This window comes from Acinetobacter sp. YH12251, assembly GCF_013417465.1.
GTDB classification, from domain to species: Bacteria; Pseudomonadota; Gammaproteobacteria; order Pseudomonadales; family Moraxellaceae; genus Acinetobacter; species Acinetobacter amyesii.
This window is the reverse complement of record NZ_VPDZ01000002.1, coordinates 158,733-177,567: the sequence shown is the minus strand read 5'-3', so window position 1 is coordinate 177,567 and position 18,835 is coordinate 158,733. Positions and strand designations below refer to the sequence as shown.

Annotated in this window: 16 protein-coding genes and 1 pseudogene; 1 reads left to right on the top strand and 16 read right to left on the bottom strand. The window is 43.9% G+C overall.

What is annotated here, in order from left to right; all coding sequences use genetic code 11:
* Positions 1-111: 111 nt before the first annotated feature.
* From FTV27_RS01485 to FTV27_RS01425, 13 genes are all read right to left on the bottom strand, one after another.
* Complete coding sequence (locus tag FTV27_RS01485; RefSeq protein WP_180076852.1) at positions 112-1,752, bottom strand: thiamine pyrophosphate-binding protein; 1,641 nt, start codon at positions 1,750-1,752, stop codon at positions 112-114.
* 50 nt (positions 1,753-1,802) lie between these two features.
* Positions 1,803-3,269: an aldehyde dehydrogenase gene (locus FTV27_RS01480; RefSeq protein ID WP_180076851.1), complete on the bottom strand. Its 1,467-nt coding sequence runs from the start codon at positions 3,267-3,269 to the stop codon at positions 1,803-1,805.
* 19 nt (positions 3,270-3,288) lie between these two features.
* Positions 3,289-4,080, bottom strand: coding sequence for an aspartate dehydrogenase (locus FTV27_RS01475; RefSeq protein WP_180076850.1), 792 nt, complete (start codon positions 4,078-4,080; stop codon positions 3,289-3,291).
* Positions 4,081-4,089: 9 nt separating this feature from the next.
* A complete protein-coding gene (locus FTV27_RS01470) occupies positions 4,090-4,884 on the bottom strand; it encodes an SDR family oxidoreductase (RefSeq protein ID WP_180076849.1) in 795 nt (264 codons plus the stop codon).
* 9 nt (positions 4,885-4,893) lie between these two features.
* Positions 4,894-5,742 (bottom strand): alpha/beta fold hydrolase, encoded by an 849-nt coding sequence (locus FTV27_RS01465; protein WP_180076848.1) that lies wholly within the window; start codon positions 5,740-5,742, stop codon positions 4,894-4,896.
* Between the two features lie 17 nt (positions 5,743-5,759).
* Positions 5,760-6,281 carry a cupin domain-containing protein gene (locus FTV27_RS01460; protein WP_180076847.1) on the bottom strand — a complete coding sequence of 174 codons (522 nt, stop codon included), beginning with the start codon at positions 6,279-6,281 and terminating at the stop codon, positions 5,760-5,762.
* 166 nt (positions 6,282-6,447) lie between these two features.
* Positions 6,448-7,671 (bottom strand): MFS transporter, encoded by a 1,224-nt coding sequence (locus tag FTV27_RS01455; protein WP_180076846.1) that lies wholly within the window; start codon positions 7,669-7,671, stop codon positions 6,448-6,450.
* Positions 7,672-7,712: 41 nt separating this feature from the next.
* Positions 7,713-8,921: an NAD(P)/FAD-dependent oxidoreductase gene (locus FTV27_RS01450; RefSeq protein WP_180076845.1), complete on the bottom strand. Its 1,209-nt coding sequence runs from the start codon at positions 8,919-8,921 to the stop codon at positions 7,713-7,715.
* A 25-nt stretch (positions 8,922-8,946) separates the two neighbouring features.
* The gene (locus tag FTV27_RS01445) at positions 8,947-9,876 is read right to left on the bottom strand and encodes a VOC family protein (RefSeq protein WP_180076844.1); all 930 of its coding nucleotides are present in this window, start codon (positions 9,874-9,876) and stop codon (positions 8,947-8,949) included.
* Between the two features lie 10 nt (positions 9,877-9,886).
* The gene (locus FTV27_RS01440; RefSeq protein WP_180076843.1) at positions 9,887-10,651 is read right to left on the bottom strand and encodes an SDR family oxidoreductase; all 765 of its coding nucleotides are present in this window, start codon (positions 10,649-10,651) and stop codon (positions 9,887-9,889) included.
* Positions 10,644-11,708, bottom strand: coding sequence for an aromatic ring-hydroxylating dioxygenase subunit alpha (locus tag FTV27_RS01435; protein WP_180076842.1), 1,065 nt, complete (start codon positions 11,706-11,708; stop codon positions 10,644-10,646). Before FTV27_RS01435 ends, FTV27_RS01440 begins: the two co-directional genes overlap by 8 nt.
* 15 nt (positions 11,709-11,723) lie before the next feature.
* On the bottom strand, positions 11,724-12,023 hold the full coding sequence (locus tag FTV27_RS01430) for a recombinase-like helix-turn-helix domain-containing protein (RefSeq protein WP_180076841.1): 300 nt from the start codon (positions 12,021-12,023) through the stop codon (positions 11,724-11,726).
* Between the two features lie 28 nt (positions 12,024-12,051).
* Positions 12,052-12,357, bottom strand: a complete 306-nt coding sequence (locus FTV27_RS01425) for a non-heme iron oxygenase ferredoxin subunit (RefSeq protein ID WP_078190446.1) — start codon at positions 12,355-12,357, stop codon at positions 12,052-12,054.
* 261 nt (positions 12,358-12,618) lie between these two features.
* On the opposite strand from FTV27_RS01425, the gene FTV27_RS01420 reads away from it, so the two are divergent.
* Positions 12,619-13,437 carry an IclR family transcriptional regulator gene (locus tag FTV27_RS01420; protein ID WP_180076840.1) on the top strand — a complete coding sequence of 273 codons (819 nt, stop codon included), beginning with the start codon at positions 12,619-12,621 and terminating at the stop codon, positions 13,435-13,437.
* A gap of 521 nt (positions 13,438-13,958) precedes the next feature.
* On the opposite strand, the pseudogene FTV27_RS17135 reads toward FTV27_RS01420, so the two are convergent.
* The 3 genes and pseudogenes from FTV27_RS17135 to uca all read right to left on the bottom strand — a co-directional run.
* A pseudogene (locus tag FTV27_RS17135) lies at positions 13,959-14,369 on the bottom strand (guanosine-3',5'-bis(diphosphate) 3'-pyrophosphohydrolase); the annotation flags it as partial.
* Between the two features lie 159 nt (positions 14,370-14,528).
* Positions 14,529-15,215: a GntR family transcriptional regulator gene (locus FTV27_RS01410; RefSeq protein ID WP_180076839.1), complete on the bottom strand. Its 687-nt coding sequence runs from the start codon at positions 15,213-15,215 to the stop codon at positions 14,529-14,531.
* 2 nt (positions 15,216-15,217) lie between these two features.
* Complete coding sequence (gene uca, locus FTV27_RS01405; protein ID WP_180076838.1) at positions 15,218-18,817, bottom strand: urea carboxylase; 3,600 nt, start codon at positions 18,815-18,817, stop codon at positions 15,218-15,220.
* Positions 18,818-18,835: the final 18 nt, after the last annotated feature.

Sequence of the window (18,835 nt, the reverse complement as noted above, 5' to 3'; positions counted from 1 at the left end):
TCTGACTGTAACTCAGGTGCAATTCCCCTTCGGGGAAATTACACCGTTCAATTTCATTCACTTTTGTTTGATCAAAAGGGTTTTAGACTTTACTGATCCAATTCGGATGGATTAGTACAATTTCTTCTGTGGTGGACCCGCAAATTTCAATGGACCAATTGCGTTCATATCAAGCTCAATAACCGCTGGACCATTCAAATCAATGGCTTCTTTGATTGCAGTTTTAAACTCTTCCGCGCTCGCTACTTTCCAGCTCTTCACACCCATTGAATCACCAAGCAATTTGTAGTCTGGCGTATGCAGTTCGTTATAGTATTGACGACCGCCAAAGTAGTTATTTTGAATGCCACGCATGACGCCATAACCACCATCATTCATAATTATCAGCACCATATCGGTGTTTTCTTGCGCCATCGTCGCAATTTCACCAATACCCAGCATCAAGCCACCATCACCTACTAAGCCCACAACTTTTTTGTCTGGGTTAGCAATCGATGAACCAATGGCATGTGCAAGACCCAAGCCGATTGCACCAGCCAATGAGTGGATGTTTTTGTTCGGTGTTTGTACTGGGAACAAACGGCTGCCCCAAGTACTGCCTGACATGGTGATGTCACGAACAAAAATACCGTCTTCTGGTAATGCTGCACGTAAGTGATCACAAATTAATGCGTATTGATCCATTTGCGTACGTAGTGCATCTACCGCATGTTCACGCGCAGCCTTAACATCTGCATCATATGCAGCATCAATTTTGCTTAGGCCATTCAATGCGCTAATGACACGTGCAAAAGTATCTTTGGTATCTGCACATACAAATTGTGAAATCTTGTAGTTACGTTGCTGTGCAACTGGATTTGCATCAATTTGGATGATGTTTTCAGGGAATTCAACTGAGTAAGTCTTGGTTTCATTACTGCGTAAACGTGAGCCTGCAACAATCAATAAGTCCGCCTCTTTCATCAGTTTTTCAACGGCTGCAGAGTTATGGAATGCACGTAAGCTACGTGGATGATCATCTGCCAATACACCGCGTGCATGCGTAGATGAAACAACTGGAATACCTAAGTCAGCCAGCGCTTTCACTTCTGCAACTGCATTTAACGTACCGCCACCAATCCACAGTAATGGACGTTTCGCCTTTTTCAATGCATCTGCAATCATGTTAATTTCAGCATTTTCCGCTTGCGGCAGTTGCATGGCTTTTACTGGGCCAAGATTGGCTGGCAAATCAATTTCAGCCGCTTGCACATCAATTGGAATTTCTACACTGACTGGCCCCATAGGTACAGTCGTCGCAACGCGAATCGCTTCACGAATAACACCAACAGCATTGTCTGGGCTGGTAATACGAAAAGCCGCTTTGCTTGATGCTTTTAAGAAAGTCAGTTGATCTTTAGTTTCATGAATAAAGCTTGCATCGCGATCTAAATATTCACGTTCCACTTGACCTGTTAAATGCAACACTGGACTGCCTGCATTCATTGCTTCAATGAGTGAACCCACAGCATTACCTGCACCAGCACCAGTACTGGTCAAAGCTACACCTAAACCTTTAAAGCGTGCATGTGCGTCTGCCATAGTGACAGAACCTGCTTCACCACGCGCTGCGACAAAGCGCATTTTTTCACGGCGGCCTACGGCATCTGCAATAGGCAAGTTGTGAATAGAAATCACGCCATACATGCTGTCTACATTATGCTGTTCTAAAACTCGAGCGATTGCTTCGCCTACATTTACACGTTCAGTCATTGTTCTTTCCTTAAATTCTTGAATTTTTGATTACTAATTTTTTGAGTCTGCTAGTCCGACCATGGATTGGCTTGCTCGTTTAAACCTAGATAAATACTTTTTTGCTGCATATAAGACAGGATACCGAGACGGCCTTTTTCACGGCCAATTCCACTGTCTTTAAAACCACCAAAAGGTGCGCTGATGGAGAATTTTTTATAGGTGTTAATCCACACCGTACCGACTTCCAGCAAACGGGCAATTTTCCATGCTTTACGGTAGCTTTCTGTCCAAATCCCTGCCGCTAAACCAAAACAGCTATCGTTGGCTTGCTCGAATAAATCTTTTTCATTGTCGTATGGCATAACGACCAACACAGGGCCAAAAATTTCTTCTTGGCAGGTTTGCGCGCTGTTGCTCAAACCCGTGATGATCGTCGGTTTGTAGAAACTGCCTTTGGCAAATTCACCTTCAGTGATCGCTTCACCACCCGTAACAACCGTACCGCCTTCAGCTTTGGCTAATTCCACATACCGATGCACAGATTCCAAATGCTTTTGGTTAATAAGTGAACCCATATGTACATTTGGCTGTTCAGGATGGCCCACGCGTAAACCTTCAGTGATTTCCACTAATCGCTTTAAAAATTCGTCATAAATGGAAGCGTGAATAAACAAACGCGAACCCGCAATACACGCCTGACCTGCTGAACTGAAAATACCGTAAGCAATACCTTTGGCTGCAATTTCAATATCTGCATCTGGCAGTACAATTGTTGGCGATTTTCCGCCTAACTCTAAAGACGTGGTAATCAGCTTTTCAGCAGCAATATGCGCCAAGTGACGGCCAGTAGATGTACCGCCCGTAAAAGAAATTTTGCGTACTAAAGGATGTTGGGCAATAGCATCACCAATCACTGAGCCGCGTCCAACCAACACACTCAAAATGCCTTTTGGTAAGCCTGCTTCTTCAAAGATTTTTGCCAACTCCAAAGCAATTAATGATGTCGCTTCAGCTGGTTTTAAAATCACCGCGTTACCTGCTGCAATAGCGGGTGCCAATTTTTGCACTTCACTGGCAATTGGCGAATTCCAAGGGGTAATCGCTGCCACTACACCCACAGGCTCATGCACGCTCATGGTCAAAAAGTCAGATGCACGCTGCGTGGTCAATTCTTCATTAAATGTTTCGCAGGCTGCGGCATTAAAGCGCGCCGTTGCTGCTGCACTCATGACCAAAGCACGTGTTTCAGCTAAAGGTTTACCATTGTCACGCGTTTGCAATTTAGATAATTCATCTGCGCGGGCTTCAATAATATCGGCGACACGGTACAAAATTTTTGCGCGCTCATGCGGCAAAGAATTGCGCCACGCTGGCTTACGCCAAGCTTGATCAGCCTTTGTAATCGCTTCTTCAACATCGTCCAACGTTGCGGTAGAAATTTCCGCATTGACTGAATTGTCTGCTGGAAAAACACTTTGAATCACGTTGCCGCGGCCTAAACGCCATTCACCTGCAATATAAATTTCTTTAACCATGGCACTCACCAAATTCCTTTTAAATCTGAATCGCATCTACGCTGTTGCGGCATGCACGGATCACGCTCAATGCTGCCAATGTTGATGTTTTGGGATTGCTCTCCAAAGGCACACCAATCATTTCAATACTCATTTGACCAAACCGCCCTTGGGCAATAATGGTATGTTTGTTTTGGTTAATATGTGGATCGACCGTTAGCTCAACCATGGTTTCATCCATGCCGATACCCGCCAATGCAATGGTGGCAGCCACGTTGGCATTGGCTGGAAAATGCAATGCCGCTTCACGCGCAGTACCGGTATAAAAAACGGTGGCTTCAGTCACTTGATCTAAATCAATGAGCTTTTCTGCATAACTGCCACGCCAACTGTTTGGACTTTTGCAGCCTTTATAAGTGACCTTTTCCAATCCACCTTCTTTGGCCGCTGAAATGCCGTCAATTCCTGCAATCGCACCTGCCAGTAAATGAATGTGTGCACCCGAATGTTCAGCGGTATTTTGCAACTCTTCAAAGAAAGCGCTGTCAGCCAAAGTGCCCACGGAGATCAGGCCAATGTTCCAGCCTTTTGCTAAAACTTTCGTGGCATGTTCTTTCACCGCAGCTTGGCCTGCCACTTCAATCACATAGTCGGGCGTGCCATCACAATCGTCGATATCGGAAATGACCTGCACATCTGCGGCAAGCGCGTCCTGTACACTGGCAATACTGCGCTCTGGTACCACCACCCATTTCAATTTAAGGTCTTTGGGCAAATGGCTGCGAACCTCATTGGCCATTGCGCCAAAACCAATCATCATCAGCTGTTTCATATGCCCACCTTATAAATGCTTGTTAAAGCCGCCAGAAACATCGATTGCGGAACCTGTGGTATATGACGCCATTGGCGATGCCAAGAAAACCAAAGCGCGCGCGGGCTCTTCAGGTTTGCCTAATCTCTCCATTGGAATACCTCGTTTTTTAGCGATATTGCCAATCCATTCTTCCCACGTTTGATTTTGATCAGAACGGGCTGCAAAACGGCGTTTCCACTGTGCAGATTCCACCATGCCCAATAGGATTGAGTTGACACGAATACCGTATTGAGAAAATTCATGCGCCAATGAATGGGTTAAATTCAACAATGCTGCACGTGCAGATGAGGTCGCTATCATGTGCGGTTCAGGCTGCAACGCTAGTAATGAATTGACATTGGTAATCGATGCACACTCTGACTGCTGCAATGCCGGCAAAAATGCGCGGATAGGATGCAGCACACTGAAATATTTCAATTCAACTTCTTTCAGCCAATCTTCATCCGCAGTATTTTCGAAATTTGAAACACGACCTTGGCCTGCGTTATTAATTAAAATATCCACGCCACCAAATTCTTTTTGAACTTGATCTGCAAATTTTTTCACATCAACTTTATCTAAAACGTTGCAAGTTGAGGTAAAGACTTTGGCATTTGGGTACCGTGATAAAACCTGTGCTTTTGACTCATTCAAACGCTGTTCGTCACGACCACACCAAGCAACTTGTGCGCCTTCGGCTACCAAAAGCTCAACCGTTGCCAAGCCAATACCAGACGAGCCACCGGTGACTACTGCTTTTTTGCCTTCTAATTGGAAGCTCATTTTCCTATCTCACATCCGTGCGTCATGTAGCGACAATAAAATTTGGTTAAATTGCGCTGCTTGATCCAAATAACTCAAGTGGCCTGCAGCGGCAATTTCGTAGCATGGATTCAACTGAAACTGATCCGCCAATGCTTGAATATCCTGTGGAGGCGTTATGCCATCCGCCATGCCTTTAATCACATGAATATTGTACTGTTCTGGGTTTAAATAACTTTGAATCGCGTCATAGGCCAAAAGATACGATGCATCAGTAAAGCCTTCTAATTGAATGTTTTGCATCACTGTTTCAATCAGCGCTAATGCCTCTGCTGAAGCATTAGCAACCAAATGCGGCCCACGTGATTGCGCCATGCCTGATGCGCCTAAGGTCTGCAGCATTTTTGGACGCTTTTCAAAGACATCCTGCTGCTTTTGTGCATCACTACCTTTATAACCCTGCGCTGCATTGGCAAGGACCACTGCATCTACCATGTCTGGATAGCGTGCATTAAAGGCTGCTGCCTGCATTGCACCTAAAGAATGACCGACCAAAATCATTTTGTTTTGATCCGGAGCTGATCCTAAGTTCAGGCCTAATGCAGTCAACATGCCTTTTAAACGCTGTGCATAATCTTCTGCATTCGGCTGTTCTGGAGCTAAAGGATCTGACTGGCCATAACCCGGTGCATCCCATGCAATCACATGAAAATGATGACTCAAATCTTGCAACTGTTTGACCCATGAACCTGAACCCGAACTGATGCCATGCAGCAAGACCAGAACTTTGCCTGCGCCTGCCTCACGGTAAGATTGCTGTACACCGTCAAACTGAACGGTTTTTAATTCAAACTGTGCCAATTGCTCAACTAAAGTCATCTCTTTTCTTCCTAAAATTAACGCTTGATTTGAGACAGAGGGTGTTCAGGCGGATAGTTCGGAATCGTCGGCTTGCCAGTACCTAGCATTACGCACATTAGGGCATCTTCACTTCCTGGGTTAAATAAGCCGCGGTAAATCCCCGGTGGAATTGAAATCAAGTCACGTTCTTTTAAGCGGGTTGAAAACTTCTCGCCTTCATGTTCGATAAAAAGATCAATTTCACCACGCAGCATAAAGAATACTTCTTCTACATCGTGATGAATATGCAACGGACCTTCGCACTGCGGTGGCAAGACCATAGTTGAAAAGGTAAAGTTTTCTGCAGGCACCGTATTTCCATCATTTGCTACACCTGTTGCACCTGTCCCCATATAACGCATTTGCGCACGACGGTATTTCGGGTCGTAATCTGCTTGAAATTTGAGTGCATCATAATCGTATTGACGCGTTTCAAAGCGAGCGATGCGTCCGCCAATCCATTCTTCTAATGTTTGACCTTCAGGCTGTTTCCAAGATTCAAATTGCTGTACAGACATGATTCTCTCCTTATTTCAGCTCACTGCGATTTCATAAAAGTGGAGCTGGATCTGATCTAAATTGTTCTTACCGTCAGCACCAGTTGCTTTAAGCGTCATGACGGTCATGTATATCGGTTAAATAAAAGTAAAGGCTAATTTCTTGGCTTTAACTTTGGCTCAAGCCTTAATAACGTTTCAGCAATGGCGCGAGGAAGAAGGAACCGATCACGGCGACTGCTGCCAAGAAGGTAATGCCAATATTGAAACTACCGGTTTGCATTACGATCGCTCCAATTAATACTGGTGCCGCTGCACTGGCAAAGTTACCAAGACCATTGAAAATACCGCCTGCTGTTGCGCCTACATCTGCTGTAGTAATACGTGCTAACAGTGCAAATACTGCTGCTACACCGAAGCCCCATGCCATAGCACTTAGAGACATCGCTAGAATCACCATCACAGGATCAGTTGCAATCACCATGGCATACATGAATATCCCTGCAATCAGTAAGCCACCGCTCACTTGAATCGCACGTTTGCCCATTTTGTCCGAAAGGAATGCACCAGCGACTTCACCCACTAACATCGCAATGAATGGAAGACTTGAGTAGGCACCGAATTCTTTTAAGTTAAAGCCTTTGTCTTGAATTAAGTACGAAGGCACCCAGCTGTTTAAACCCCAGAGGTAAGTCATCAATGCAATGTTAAAGATGCACAGTAACCAGAATGAACCGTTGCTTAGCAAAGTCTTGGTATGCGCCACATGGGTACGGAAATTTACGCGTTTACCAACACCTTCCAAATCCACTGTGCGTTTCAACTGTAGGTTACGTAGGCCATACACAATCAGTATCAATACAATGAAGGTCAATGCCCCCATAACAAAGAACGTGGTGTGCCAGTCATAGTGCGCCAAAACAAATGCAGTAATCGGAAAGCCTAGGAATGCGCCAATGGGAGTTCCGAGGAGGAACATTGTCGAAGCACGCGCTTGCTGACGGTCGGTATAGGTTTGCTTCACAATGGTATAAGCCAAAGCAAACAATGGGCCTTCTGCTAAACCGAGCAGAACGCGCAGCGTCATCATCGTAGAATAATCTGTGGTGAAACCCATCAAAAACATCAATAGGCCCCAAGAGGTCACACTCCAAAACAGCATTTTTTTAGGACAGAAAATATCGCCTAAAAAGCTCAGGAACATTGACGAAAAACCGTAAGCCAGCAAAAAGCTCGTCATCAGCCAGCCTAGTTTTGCCTTGTCCTGTGCAATGCCCATCGCATTTTGGAAGGTTGCATCTGAAAACAAGACTGCAATACTGATTTTGTCAAAGAAAGCCAGTACCACGCAGATCATTAAAATGATCGCAGGGGTCCAATGCTTTAATCCTGTTTTTGCATCATTATCCATGGGTAAATCCTTTCATTCATGGGCTAATATTTTTTAAACGCTTATTTCAATTTCATTAAATTAAAGTCTGGATCTTGCAATTGAGCTGGATCCAATTCGCGCTGGCTGGCCATCCATCGTTTTGCCAGTTTGATTAATTTTGAATCATTCACTGCGATCATATTCAGCAGCTGTTGATTTGCATCTAAATAGAAAAAACTAATTTGCGTTTCTGTAGTTTTACGAATCACCACCTGATGAGTTTTTTCAGGCTGATAAGTCCCTAAAATCTGAATGTTGCATTGATACTGATCTGACCATAACCACGGAATATCCTGATAGGCTGTCATCTCACCCAACATTGATTTTGCTGCAGAAATAGCCTGATTTTGCGCATTCGCCCAAGACTGAATGCAGTAACCGAGTGATGGATGAATCGCAACATCACCTGCAGCATAGATGTCTACATCTGAGGTTTGTCCATATTCATTGACCACAATGCCGTCTTTCACATCGAGCTCGGCGAGTGCAGCCAGTTCTTTTGCAATTTCTGCACCTGCACCGACCACCACACAATCAAACTGTTTTAATTTAATGTCTGCATCAAACACTTCAACATGATGATCTGCTGTTTCGATCAGATGCAATTTGGTCGCATTTAAATGAATCGCTGTACCATTGCTTTCATGCAAGTGCTTGAGAAAATCAGAGACTTCTGGGCTGACACTGCGTGCGCAAAGGCGTGAACCGTATTCAAAAATTTCGACCTGCTTGCCCTGCTTACGCGCAGTCGCAGCAATTTCTAGACCAATCCAGCCACCGCCAATCACGGCAATATGTTCTGCAGCTTTAAATTTTTCTGTCAGCTTTTGGCAGTCTTGAATATCACGCATGGTGTATACATTCTGCATGCTCGACCAAGCTGAAACAGGAATACGCGCTCGGCTTCCTGTCGCAATCAGCAATTTGTCATAAGGCAAAACTTTGCCGCTTTCCAAATGCACGGTTTTATCCGCTTTATCTAGTTTGACCGCATGATCTGGCTTGTGCCAAGTCACTGAAAAATCATTCACCTGCTCCTGAGAAAACAGATTCAAGCTTTCTACTTCTGCTTCTTGTGACAGCACTTGCTTTGACAATGGTGGACGTTCATAGAACACCTGCTCTTCATTTGAAACTACGTGAATTTCACCGTCAAAGCCTTGACCACGTAAAGTATGTACTGCCCATCCTGCAGCTTGGCCTGCACCGACAATCACTATTCTGTTCATGCTGATCTCCTTATCACCATTTACCTTAGGCAGGCTTTACTTGACGGCGGGTTTCATGGTCCAAACCACCTTCAATTGCCCATTCGGTAAATAATTCCAAGCTGTGCTCTTCTACACGCGGCTGCCATGCTTCAGTTAGGTAATCATCATTGGTATAGTACTCAAAAGCACCGCCCAATGGTGAGTTCACATACCAAAAGTAAGCCGATGATATTGGGTGACGCCCCGGACCAATAAAGGTTGACCAGTCTTGACGATTCATACTTAAACCGCCGCCAATGACTTCATGAATATCACGGACCACAAATGCGACATGGTTCAAGCCCGCTGGTTTATTCGGCACGGACAATAAGAACAAATCATGATGGAAACCTTCGCCGCGGCAGCGTAAGAATGCACCGCGCTTACGGTAAGCATCGGATAAATGGAAGCCAACTTTCTCAATATAAAATGCTTGTGTCGTTTCCAAATCTGGTGTGAAAAACACCACATGACCAATGGCTACCGGTTCTGCTTTTTCATACACAGGACTAGCTGCATTCACACGCTGTATATTGCCAAATTGGTTAATGCCTTCTGTTTTTGCTTCTGGCAATGCATGCGTTATGCTTTTTTCAAACACAATGGTCATGCCGTTAGGATCGCGGCACTGCACATGCGATGCTGAACTTGCAAAACCCGGCTCATTGGCTAAATTTGCTTTTAAACTGTCAAAATCTTGATCATTTTCAACACCCCATGTTACTTCACGTAGTGTTGAACCGGCTTCAATGGCTGGCGGTAAACGTGCATCAGAGGTATCAAAAAGATACAGTTTGCTGCCATTTTGCGTTTGATATAAATCTGTACCATCAATATCTGTTGCCACCGACTTTAAGCCAAAATCAGCTAAAAATGTCTTTGCCTCTTGGCGGTTTTCGACACCAAATTTAAGGACTTCAATTCCTGTAATCATGTCTTGCTCCTTAATTAAATACGAAACCGCCATTCACAGGAATATTCTGTCCGGTCACAAAAGATGATAAATCTGAAAGCAGATAAATCGCTGTGCCGTTCACATCCTGCGGAAGTTGTTGACGCTGTATTGCTCTTCCATTCACATACAAATCATGGCGTGATTGCGGGACATATTCTGTGGCTTCGACCAGTGTTAAACCTGGGCTGATGGTATTCACACAGATATTATCTGCGCCTAACTCACTTGCCATTGAACGGGTCATCGAAATAATGGCGCCTTTACTTGCAACATAAGCCATCAGTTTTGGTGCGCCCCACAGCGCTGTATCGGAAGCAATATTGATAATTTTGCCCTGCCCTGACGCTTTTAAATGTGGTACGCAAGCTTGAGAAACCAACCAAGTGCCTTTAACATTGACAGTCATCACACGGTCCCAAAGCGCTTCGTCATAGCTCATCATATCTACACCGCCCACCCCGGTCGCCAAAGCAGCACAGTTGATCAAGCCATCCAATCCACCTAAAACACCTACGGCAATTTGTACGGCATTTTGAATCGAATTTTTATCGCTCAAATCAATCATGACAGATGAGACTTTTAAGCCATTTTTCGCCAAGCTTTGCGCTTCATCATGCACTTGATCTGCCAAGATATCAGCCATCACCACCGCAGCGCCTGCTTCAGCAGCCGCTTGGGCGAAATCAAGTCCTAGGCCGCGCGCAGCTCCGGTGACCAAGATGCGCTTGCCGGCTAAAATCTGCACATTAGCCATTTGACGCTTCCTTCATTTCAATGCGATTTTCATCTTTCACTTCACGCAGCGCTAAGATTTTTTTGATTTGCTTTTCCGCCTCTTTTTTCATCAGGCGGCGTAAGCGAGATAAGCCTACATCGTGCTGATAAAGGAATTCGTGTTGACGTGCATTGGGCGCCATGTTTTCTAAGATAATGCGGTCTTGTTCCAGTACATCCCAGTGCAATTGCTCAAGATGGTTACGGTACAAGAAGCGCCATACATTACGCTGCCAGCCAGAGACTTTACGGCAGCGCCAGAAAAATACGCGCGTGTTGTCGGCATCAATTGGAGTTGCAAAACCGACAATCCAAAACTCACCACCCGGACCAAAAGACTTACGGTAAGGAATTGATAAACGCAACCATGCTGCACCCGTTTGACCATATTCAACCCAGTCAAAGTTCACACCAGTTTGGCCTTCTTTTTCAAAGACAAAACCATCTTGGGTTGCGCGGTGCTTCATTTCTGCTGTACGTTCACCTTCCGCCATCGAGTGCGATGTGCAATGAAGGTATGTGCCGTGCATCGGGTCCATCACGTTATCAATGGCATATTGATGATTCACTTTCCAATCCGCCATACATAAGAATGAGCTCCACTCATCACTTGATAGCTGATCGGGCAAATTAAGTTCCGCAGGCGCTTCTGCAGCATCAAGACCAAACCAAATAAAGATTGCATCATTCATTTCTTTGACTTGATATGATTTTACGCAGTCGCTGCCTTTGAGCGGGCAATCATGGACTGCTGGCACATCTTCCACCACGCCGTCATGACGCACTTCTACACCGTGATACCAGCAAGCGACGCGGTTACCCAGATTCCAACCTAGCGATAAACGTGCGCCGCGATGCGGACAGCGATCTTCTAGTGCATGTACAGCGCCTTGCTCATCGCGCCAGACCACAATATTTTCGCCTAAACGGGTAATCCCAACTGGATTTGAGCCCACTTCCCAACTTGCCAAGACTGGATACCATTGATCACGCAGGCCAAGATCCAAATATTGTTCTAAATTAATTTCTGCAGTCATGATGAAATCCTTTTCTTAATAGCCTAGACGCTGCATTTCTTTCGAGAAGCTCTCAGTGGTCCAAACCTCTCCTGCTACTGTTCTAAACCCTTGCTGATTCAGTGCATCGGTTAATGCATCCAGTTCTGTCACATCGTTATTGAAGGCTTGAATTAAATGCTGCACAAAATCCAATTCATATTGGCTCGGCGCGCGGCTGCGGTTTTGCCAAACCAAATGTTCAACCTGACCCGGAATTTGAATATTGTTAATGCCTGCGTCATTCGAAGGCGTTGCGTTAATCCATTTAGCTAGCTTTTCGTTAAATGCTTTCATGTGAATATTTCCTTTTCTTCCTTCAGCCTTAGAGTTGAATTTGAACTTCACCGTTTTCAACGCGTACTGGGTAAGTACATAAATCTCTGCAACCAGGGCCACTTTCCAAAGCCCCTGTTTCCAAGTTGAAAATCGCTTCATGCAGCGGGCACTCAACTGTCAGTCCTTCAATGAAGCCTTCTGTCAGTAACGCAAATGCATGTGGGCAGACATTTTCAACCGCGAAATAATTTTCTTCGATAAGAAAGACACCGATCTTTTTGTCTTCGACTTCAACCGCTTTTGGCTCTTCATCAGCGACTTCATTCACTTTGCAAACAGATATCCAGTTCATATGCTCATCTTCCATGTTTTATATGCAAAACAATATTTAATATTTGAAACATTGAGAATAGGATAATGCGTGAGCAATTTAATTGTCAATTTTTATAAACTTATATATTTCATCAAGATAGTTAAAAAACACATTTTGCAATGTTTTATTTACAAATAAATGTTTTATATATAAACATTGCGATCTGATTTTTAGGCCGCTAAAATAGCCCCAATAGGTTATTTATTTTTATATAAACTTGATCAAAGATGAGCTTGGCAAATGAATTCAATTAATAACGATGCCTCTTTAGAGAAAGAAACTGAATCTTCCAATGACGAGCGCTATTTAGTCCCAGGCTTAATTCGTGGCTTGGCCATTTTAAAATTATTCGATCAACATCATCAGGAAATGACCATTTCTGAAATCGCGGAAAAAATTGATGTAAACCGTTCCAGTGCTTTTCGTTTAATTCACACCTTGGAGCACTGCGGCTACCTGCGAAAAATGTCGCAAAAAACCTATGCGCTCAACAGCAATGTGATGGAACTGGGCTTTAACAGCTTATCTAAATCATCACTGACTGATTTGGCTGCGCCGATCATGCGCGAACTGCGTGACCGAATTAAAATTGCGGTGCATTTATCGGTCTTAGAAGGCACAGATATTGTTTTCGTCAGCAATGTTCAGTCCAATGGTCCATTTACCAGTACCGTGCATATCGGCACACGCTGGCCTGCACATGCAACGGTGATTGGTCAATTGATTTTGTCGCAACTTTCGGAAGCTGAAGTCATCAAGCGTTATGAAAATATTCAAGATTGGAAAATATTTTCGGAACGTACACCGCGTAATATTGAGGCTTTATTAGAACGACTGCGTGAAGTACGCAATCAGCCATTTATGGTGAGCTGGGGACATTTCAATACAGATATGGCCGCTTGTGCTGCGCCTATATATAGTCAGGCAAGTGGGAAAATGAGCGCTATTTTGTCGGTCAGTTGCCCTTTGAGCACCTATACAGAAGCTCAATTCCGTGGAGAAGTTGCCAATACCGTCATAGAATGTGCCGATAAAATTTCAAAATTTATTTACGTCTAAATAGATGGAATCACTTTAAACATCTCGAAATCAAGCATTTTGAGATGTTTTTAAATGACGCTCAGTAGCTCAACATTTAGATAAAATTCATCAATCAATGGTGACTTTATATTGTTGTATTGCCGATACAGTCTACAGTTTCTGTCTTAAGTTTCCACGCGATAAAAATGATTTTGCATAAAGACGCCAAACATAGAAGCAAATAATTGCCGATCTTGTTCAGCTTGAAAAATGCCCCCGAAATAGTCCCGATCTGTGGTTAAAATTAAATCTAAGAATGTTGCCTGCTTGGGAACGGCACCCTTTCTTTGGCAATATGCAAAATATGCACTGACATCTTCAAATAAAATCCACCACTCATGTGGACTTCCAATCTGAACGCCACCTAATGAATGCTCTAGATCAAACATCGCATTAAGCAGATATTGAAAATTTTGCTTTGAACTTTGAAATTGAAATCTCGGATAATCTGTTGTTAGATTTAAATCGATCAAATGTAAATGGACGCTCCGAGCACGCTCTAATCTACTTTTAACTTTTAAATATTGTTGATAACGACGTCGATCTTTTGCTGTGACCAAAGTTAAGCGAGACAAATCCATATTGTCGTGTAAATCACTGAGTTTTACTTCACACGCAATTGCATTTTTAGCAGTACGCTGCGCAGCTTGAAATCGGTTCTCACCGGCTGTTTTAGTCAGTGCTAGTATCGCGTCGATAATATGGGCTTGAAAACCCATAGCACGAAGCTCATCCGTCGTTGTCGCAGTATCTTCTAAAATGTCATGTAATACAGCGACGATTTTAGCATCGGGATGTTGCACATTTTGCATCACACGAAGTGGATGCTGAATATAAGCTTGACCCGCTTTATCGACTTGTTCGAAATGGCGTTCAGTCGCCAATGAAATCGCGTTTTCTAAAGTTGAAATAAAGAATCTCCCCTTCGTGGTCTTTTTTATTTTTCTCCATCATATTAACCAATGAATACATCTATTTATAGCTCTAAGTACGCCCCTAACGACACAGATTGACTCGTAAAATACATATCTACGGTGAATTATTGTGAGCTAGATCTTTTGCAAATAGTTCTATGCCATTCGCGCCAACATTTCCAAAGTAATTTTTTTCACCTCTTCTTTACTTTGCTGAATATGGCTGCGCATTTTCTCTAATGCCGCTGTCACATTATGCCCAAGGATCAATTGTAAAATCTGTTGATGCTCTGCATAAGTGGCTTCAATTCGATAATCTTTAGAAAAATCTAAACGGCGAATAATACGGATTTTTTCACTGACGTCTCGATGCACCTTTGCCATTTCACTATTACCGATTGCTTCAAGCAATTGGCAGTGAAATGCTTCATCTTGCATCGATAAAGTTTTTAAATCATGCAAAAACTGCTCAGGCGGAATACACCACACATTTACTAAGTCCTGTAAAGCCTGTTTGAGCTGCTCTGATTCCATTTTACAGAGCTGCTCAATGGCATAGCATTCCAGCAAAATCCGTAAATCGTACAGTTCTTCGTAGGCTTTAAAATTGAGTGGCTTCACTTCCCAACCGCTGCGAAAATGCACCCTTACATAACCATCTTGCTGTAAACGGTATAAAGCCTGCCGTACGGGTGTACGGCTGACTTCATACAATTCTGCAATTTCAGATTCGGTAAAACGTGCACCAGGTTTGAGCTGAAAATCAAAGATATCGTTTTTTATTTTTTGGAAAACCAGCTCAGACAAGTTGTCTGAGCTTTTCCCAACAATAGCTGAGCTCATGTTTATTCCATATAAACTAGCGGTTCACCGCTATGTACCGTTTGTCCTGCACGGCAAATAATAGCTTTCACGATACCATCATCATCGGCATAGACTGGAAGCTCCATTTTCATCGCTTCAATAATGGCTACAGTCTCACCTTTCTTCACAGACTGTCCAGCTTCGACAAAAATTTTCCAAATGTTGCCGGTCATCGATGCATTTAAAGCTGCATACTGGCTATAGTCGGTATCATCTTGCAGGATTTCCATTTCCGCAGGTGCATCAAACTCATCTTTCCAGCGTTCAACTTCAGTTGTAAATGCCTGCTGCTGCTGTGCTTTAAATTCGGCAATACTGTCCTTCTCTGTTTCCAAAAAGGCTTGATAGGCTGCAAAATCAAATTCAGTTTCTTCAATTTTGATTTCCGCCACACCATTGGCAAAGTCGGCACGGAATTGATCCAGTTCAGCTTCAGTTACTTCATAATATTTAATTTGATCAAAGAAGCGTAAGAACCATTGCTGATCGCCAAACTGTTTGTTCTTTTTAAACTTATTCCAAATAGGCAGTGTACGGCCAATCAACTGATAACCGCCCGGTGAGTCCATGCCATAGATACACATGTACATACCGCCAATACCCACTGTGCCTTCTGCAGTAAAAGTACGTGCAGGGTTATATTTCGAGCTGAGCAAACGATGACGCGGATCAATTGGCACTGCACAAGGTGCAGTTAAATACACATCGCCCAAACCTAAAATTAAGTAATTTGCATCAAAAAGAATGTCTTTGACTTGCTCACGACTGTCTAAGCCATTAATGCGCTGAATGAAATCGACGTTATTTGGCAACCAAGGCGCTTTGGCACAGACACTTTCTTGATAACGTTCCACAGCACCTAAAGTGGCCGAGTCCTCAAATGCCATCGGCAAGTGAATAATACGGGATGGAATCTTGATTTGGCTCAAATCTCCCATCTCATTTTCGAGTCCTAATAAGAACTGGATTAAATTCGCTTGGCTGAAACGCAATCCATCATATTTAATTTGCAGTGAACGTACACCTGGTGAAAGCTCTAAGATTCCATCAATATTCGCTTCACGAATGAGCTGCATCAGTCTATAAACACGTAAGCGCAATGCAAGATCGAGGACATTTTCGCCATATTCCAACAAGATATAACTGTCACCTGCCTGACGATAGACCGCTTTTGGCGCATGTGCATCCGCTTCACGCACAGCCAATATCCCTTCAGGCTTGCATTCAAAATTGACCAACGCTGACTTTTCAGGTGCTTGAGCAAAGTTTTGGATATCGGCAATTTGCTGAACTTCCAATGCATTGGCTTGTTCAACACTCATCGGATAGAAACTAATACTGTCATCTGCCTTAAGTTGACCAATTTTCCAAAGTTCAGCTTTGGCAATCGTCACTGGGCAAACAAAGCCACCGAGGCTTGGGCCATCTTTAGCCAAAATCACAGGGAAATCACCGGTGAAGTTAATCGCCCCAATAGCATATTCACAGTCATGCACATTGGATGGATGCAAACCTGCTTCACCACCATTTTCACGTGCCCAGCTTGGGGTTGGGCCTGTTAAGCGAATGCCTAAACGGTTTGAGTTAAAGTGTACATTCCATGTTGAAGCAAAAAATTCTTCAATATATTCAGGTTTAAAGAAATCTGGTGCACCATGCGGACCATACAGCACGCCAATTTTCCATTCTTTGCCATAGCTTGGAATACGCTCTGCTGCCAAAGCTTGTGGTGCCGCTGTAGCAATTTCCAGTCCATCCAAAGGCAGGCTTGGATTAACCATTTTAATCATGTCACCTGCACGCAGTACTCGCCCTGCATGACCGCCAAAATTACCCAATGCAAAGGTTGAACGGCTGCCTAGATATTCAGGTACATTTAACCCATTGCGGATTGCAAGATAAGTACGGCAACCCGACTCAACTTGTCCAAGTACTAATGTTTGCCCTGCTTTGATGCTGATCGGCTGCCAAAAATCGACATTCACACCATCTAGAGTCGCGCTACATGGCGCACCTGCAATGGCTACAATGCTATCGGCATGAAATTTCAGGCTTGGTCCTTGTAAGGTAAACTCAAAACCTGCTGCCGATTTTGGATTACCGACAATTTGATTGGCCAACTGAAATGCATAATCATCCATCGGGCCTGATGGCGGTACGCCGATATCCCAATAGCCTACACGCCCCGGATAGTCTTGAATCGAACTTTGCGTGCCCGGTTGCAGCACTTCAATTACATTTGGCACGTATTTAAAATCATCCAGTAGACGTGTCCAGATTTGCATATTTTCAAAGCGTGCATCTGATACTACGGTATGTGCATAGTCTAAGTTGGTACTGATGCCATTCAGGCGGGTTTCAGCCAAGGCTGTTTTTAGCTTAGCAATCGCACTGTCTCGGTCTGCCGCATGCACAATAATTTTGGCAATCATCGGGTCAAAATATTGTGAAATTTCAGTGCCTGTAGATACCCAGGTATCTACACGAACGTCTTCAGGGAAATATACATCCGTGAGTACACCCGGACTTGGCTGGAAGTTTTTCACTGGATCTTCCGCATAGATTCGCACTTCAATGGCAGCGCCATTGGGCTGAATATTGCTGAGTTTTTCCCAATCTAAAGCATCACCTGCCGCCACTTTGAGCATGCATTCAATCAAATCTAAGCCAGTCACCATTTCAGTGACTGGATGTTCAACCTGCAAACGGGTATTCACTTCAAGGAAATACACTTCATCACGGGCAGCATCATAGATAAACTCAACTGTACCTGCACTGCGGTATTTCACCAATTGACCGAGCTCTACAGCAGCACGGTGCAATTTTTGACGGGTCGCTTCAGGTAAATGTGGTGCCGGTGTTTCCTCCACCACTTTTTGGTTACGGCGCTGCAATGAACAATCACGCTCACCAAAGGCAACGACTTGACCTAAACCATCACCAAAAATTTGTACTTCTACATGACGGGCTTTATCGACAAAACGTTCGAGAAACACGCCTGCATCTTTAAAGAACTGCTCGCCTAGACGCTTTACACTTTCATACGCATCTTTTAATGATTGCTCATCATCACAGCGGGTTAAACCAATCCCGCCACCGCCTGCGGTACTTTTCAGCATGACGGGATAGCCAATCTCTGCCGCAGATGCGAGTGCTTCATCTAAACTTGCCAATAAACCTGTGCCCGGTGTCATGGGCACATTGGCTGCCGCAGCCAATTCACGTGCACGATGCTTCAAACCAAACTCTAAAATTTGTTCAGCCGTTGGCCCCATAAAGGCGATACCATTTTCCTCACATGCACGGGCAAAATCAGCACTCTCAGACAAAAAACCATAACCTGGAAATATTGCTTCAGCGCCAGTTTGTTTGGCTGCTTGAATCAATTTTTCAATACTTAAATAAGTCTCTGCAGGTTTGATGCCCTCAAGTGAAACCGCCACATCTGCATCTAAGACATGTTGTGCATAACGGTCTGTCTCTGAATATACGGCAACCGACTGAACACCGAGTTTCTTTAATGTACGAATCGCACGAACAGCAATTTCACCACGGTTTGCAATTAAAACTGTTTTAAACATGATTATTTCCCCGAATTT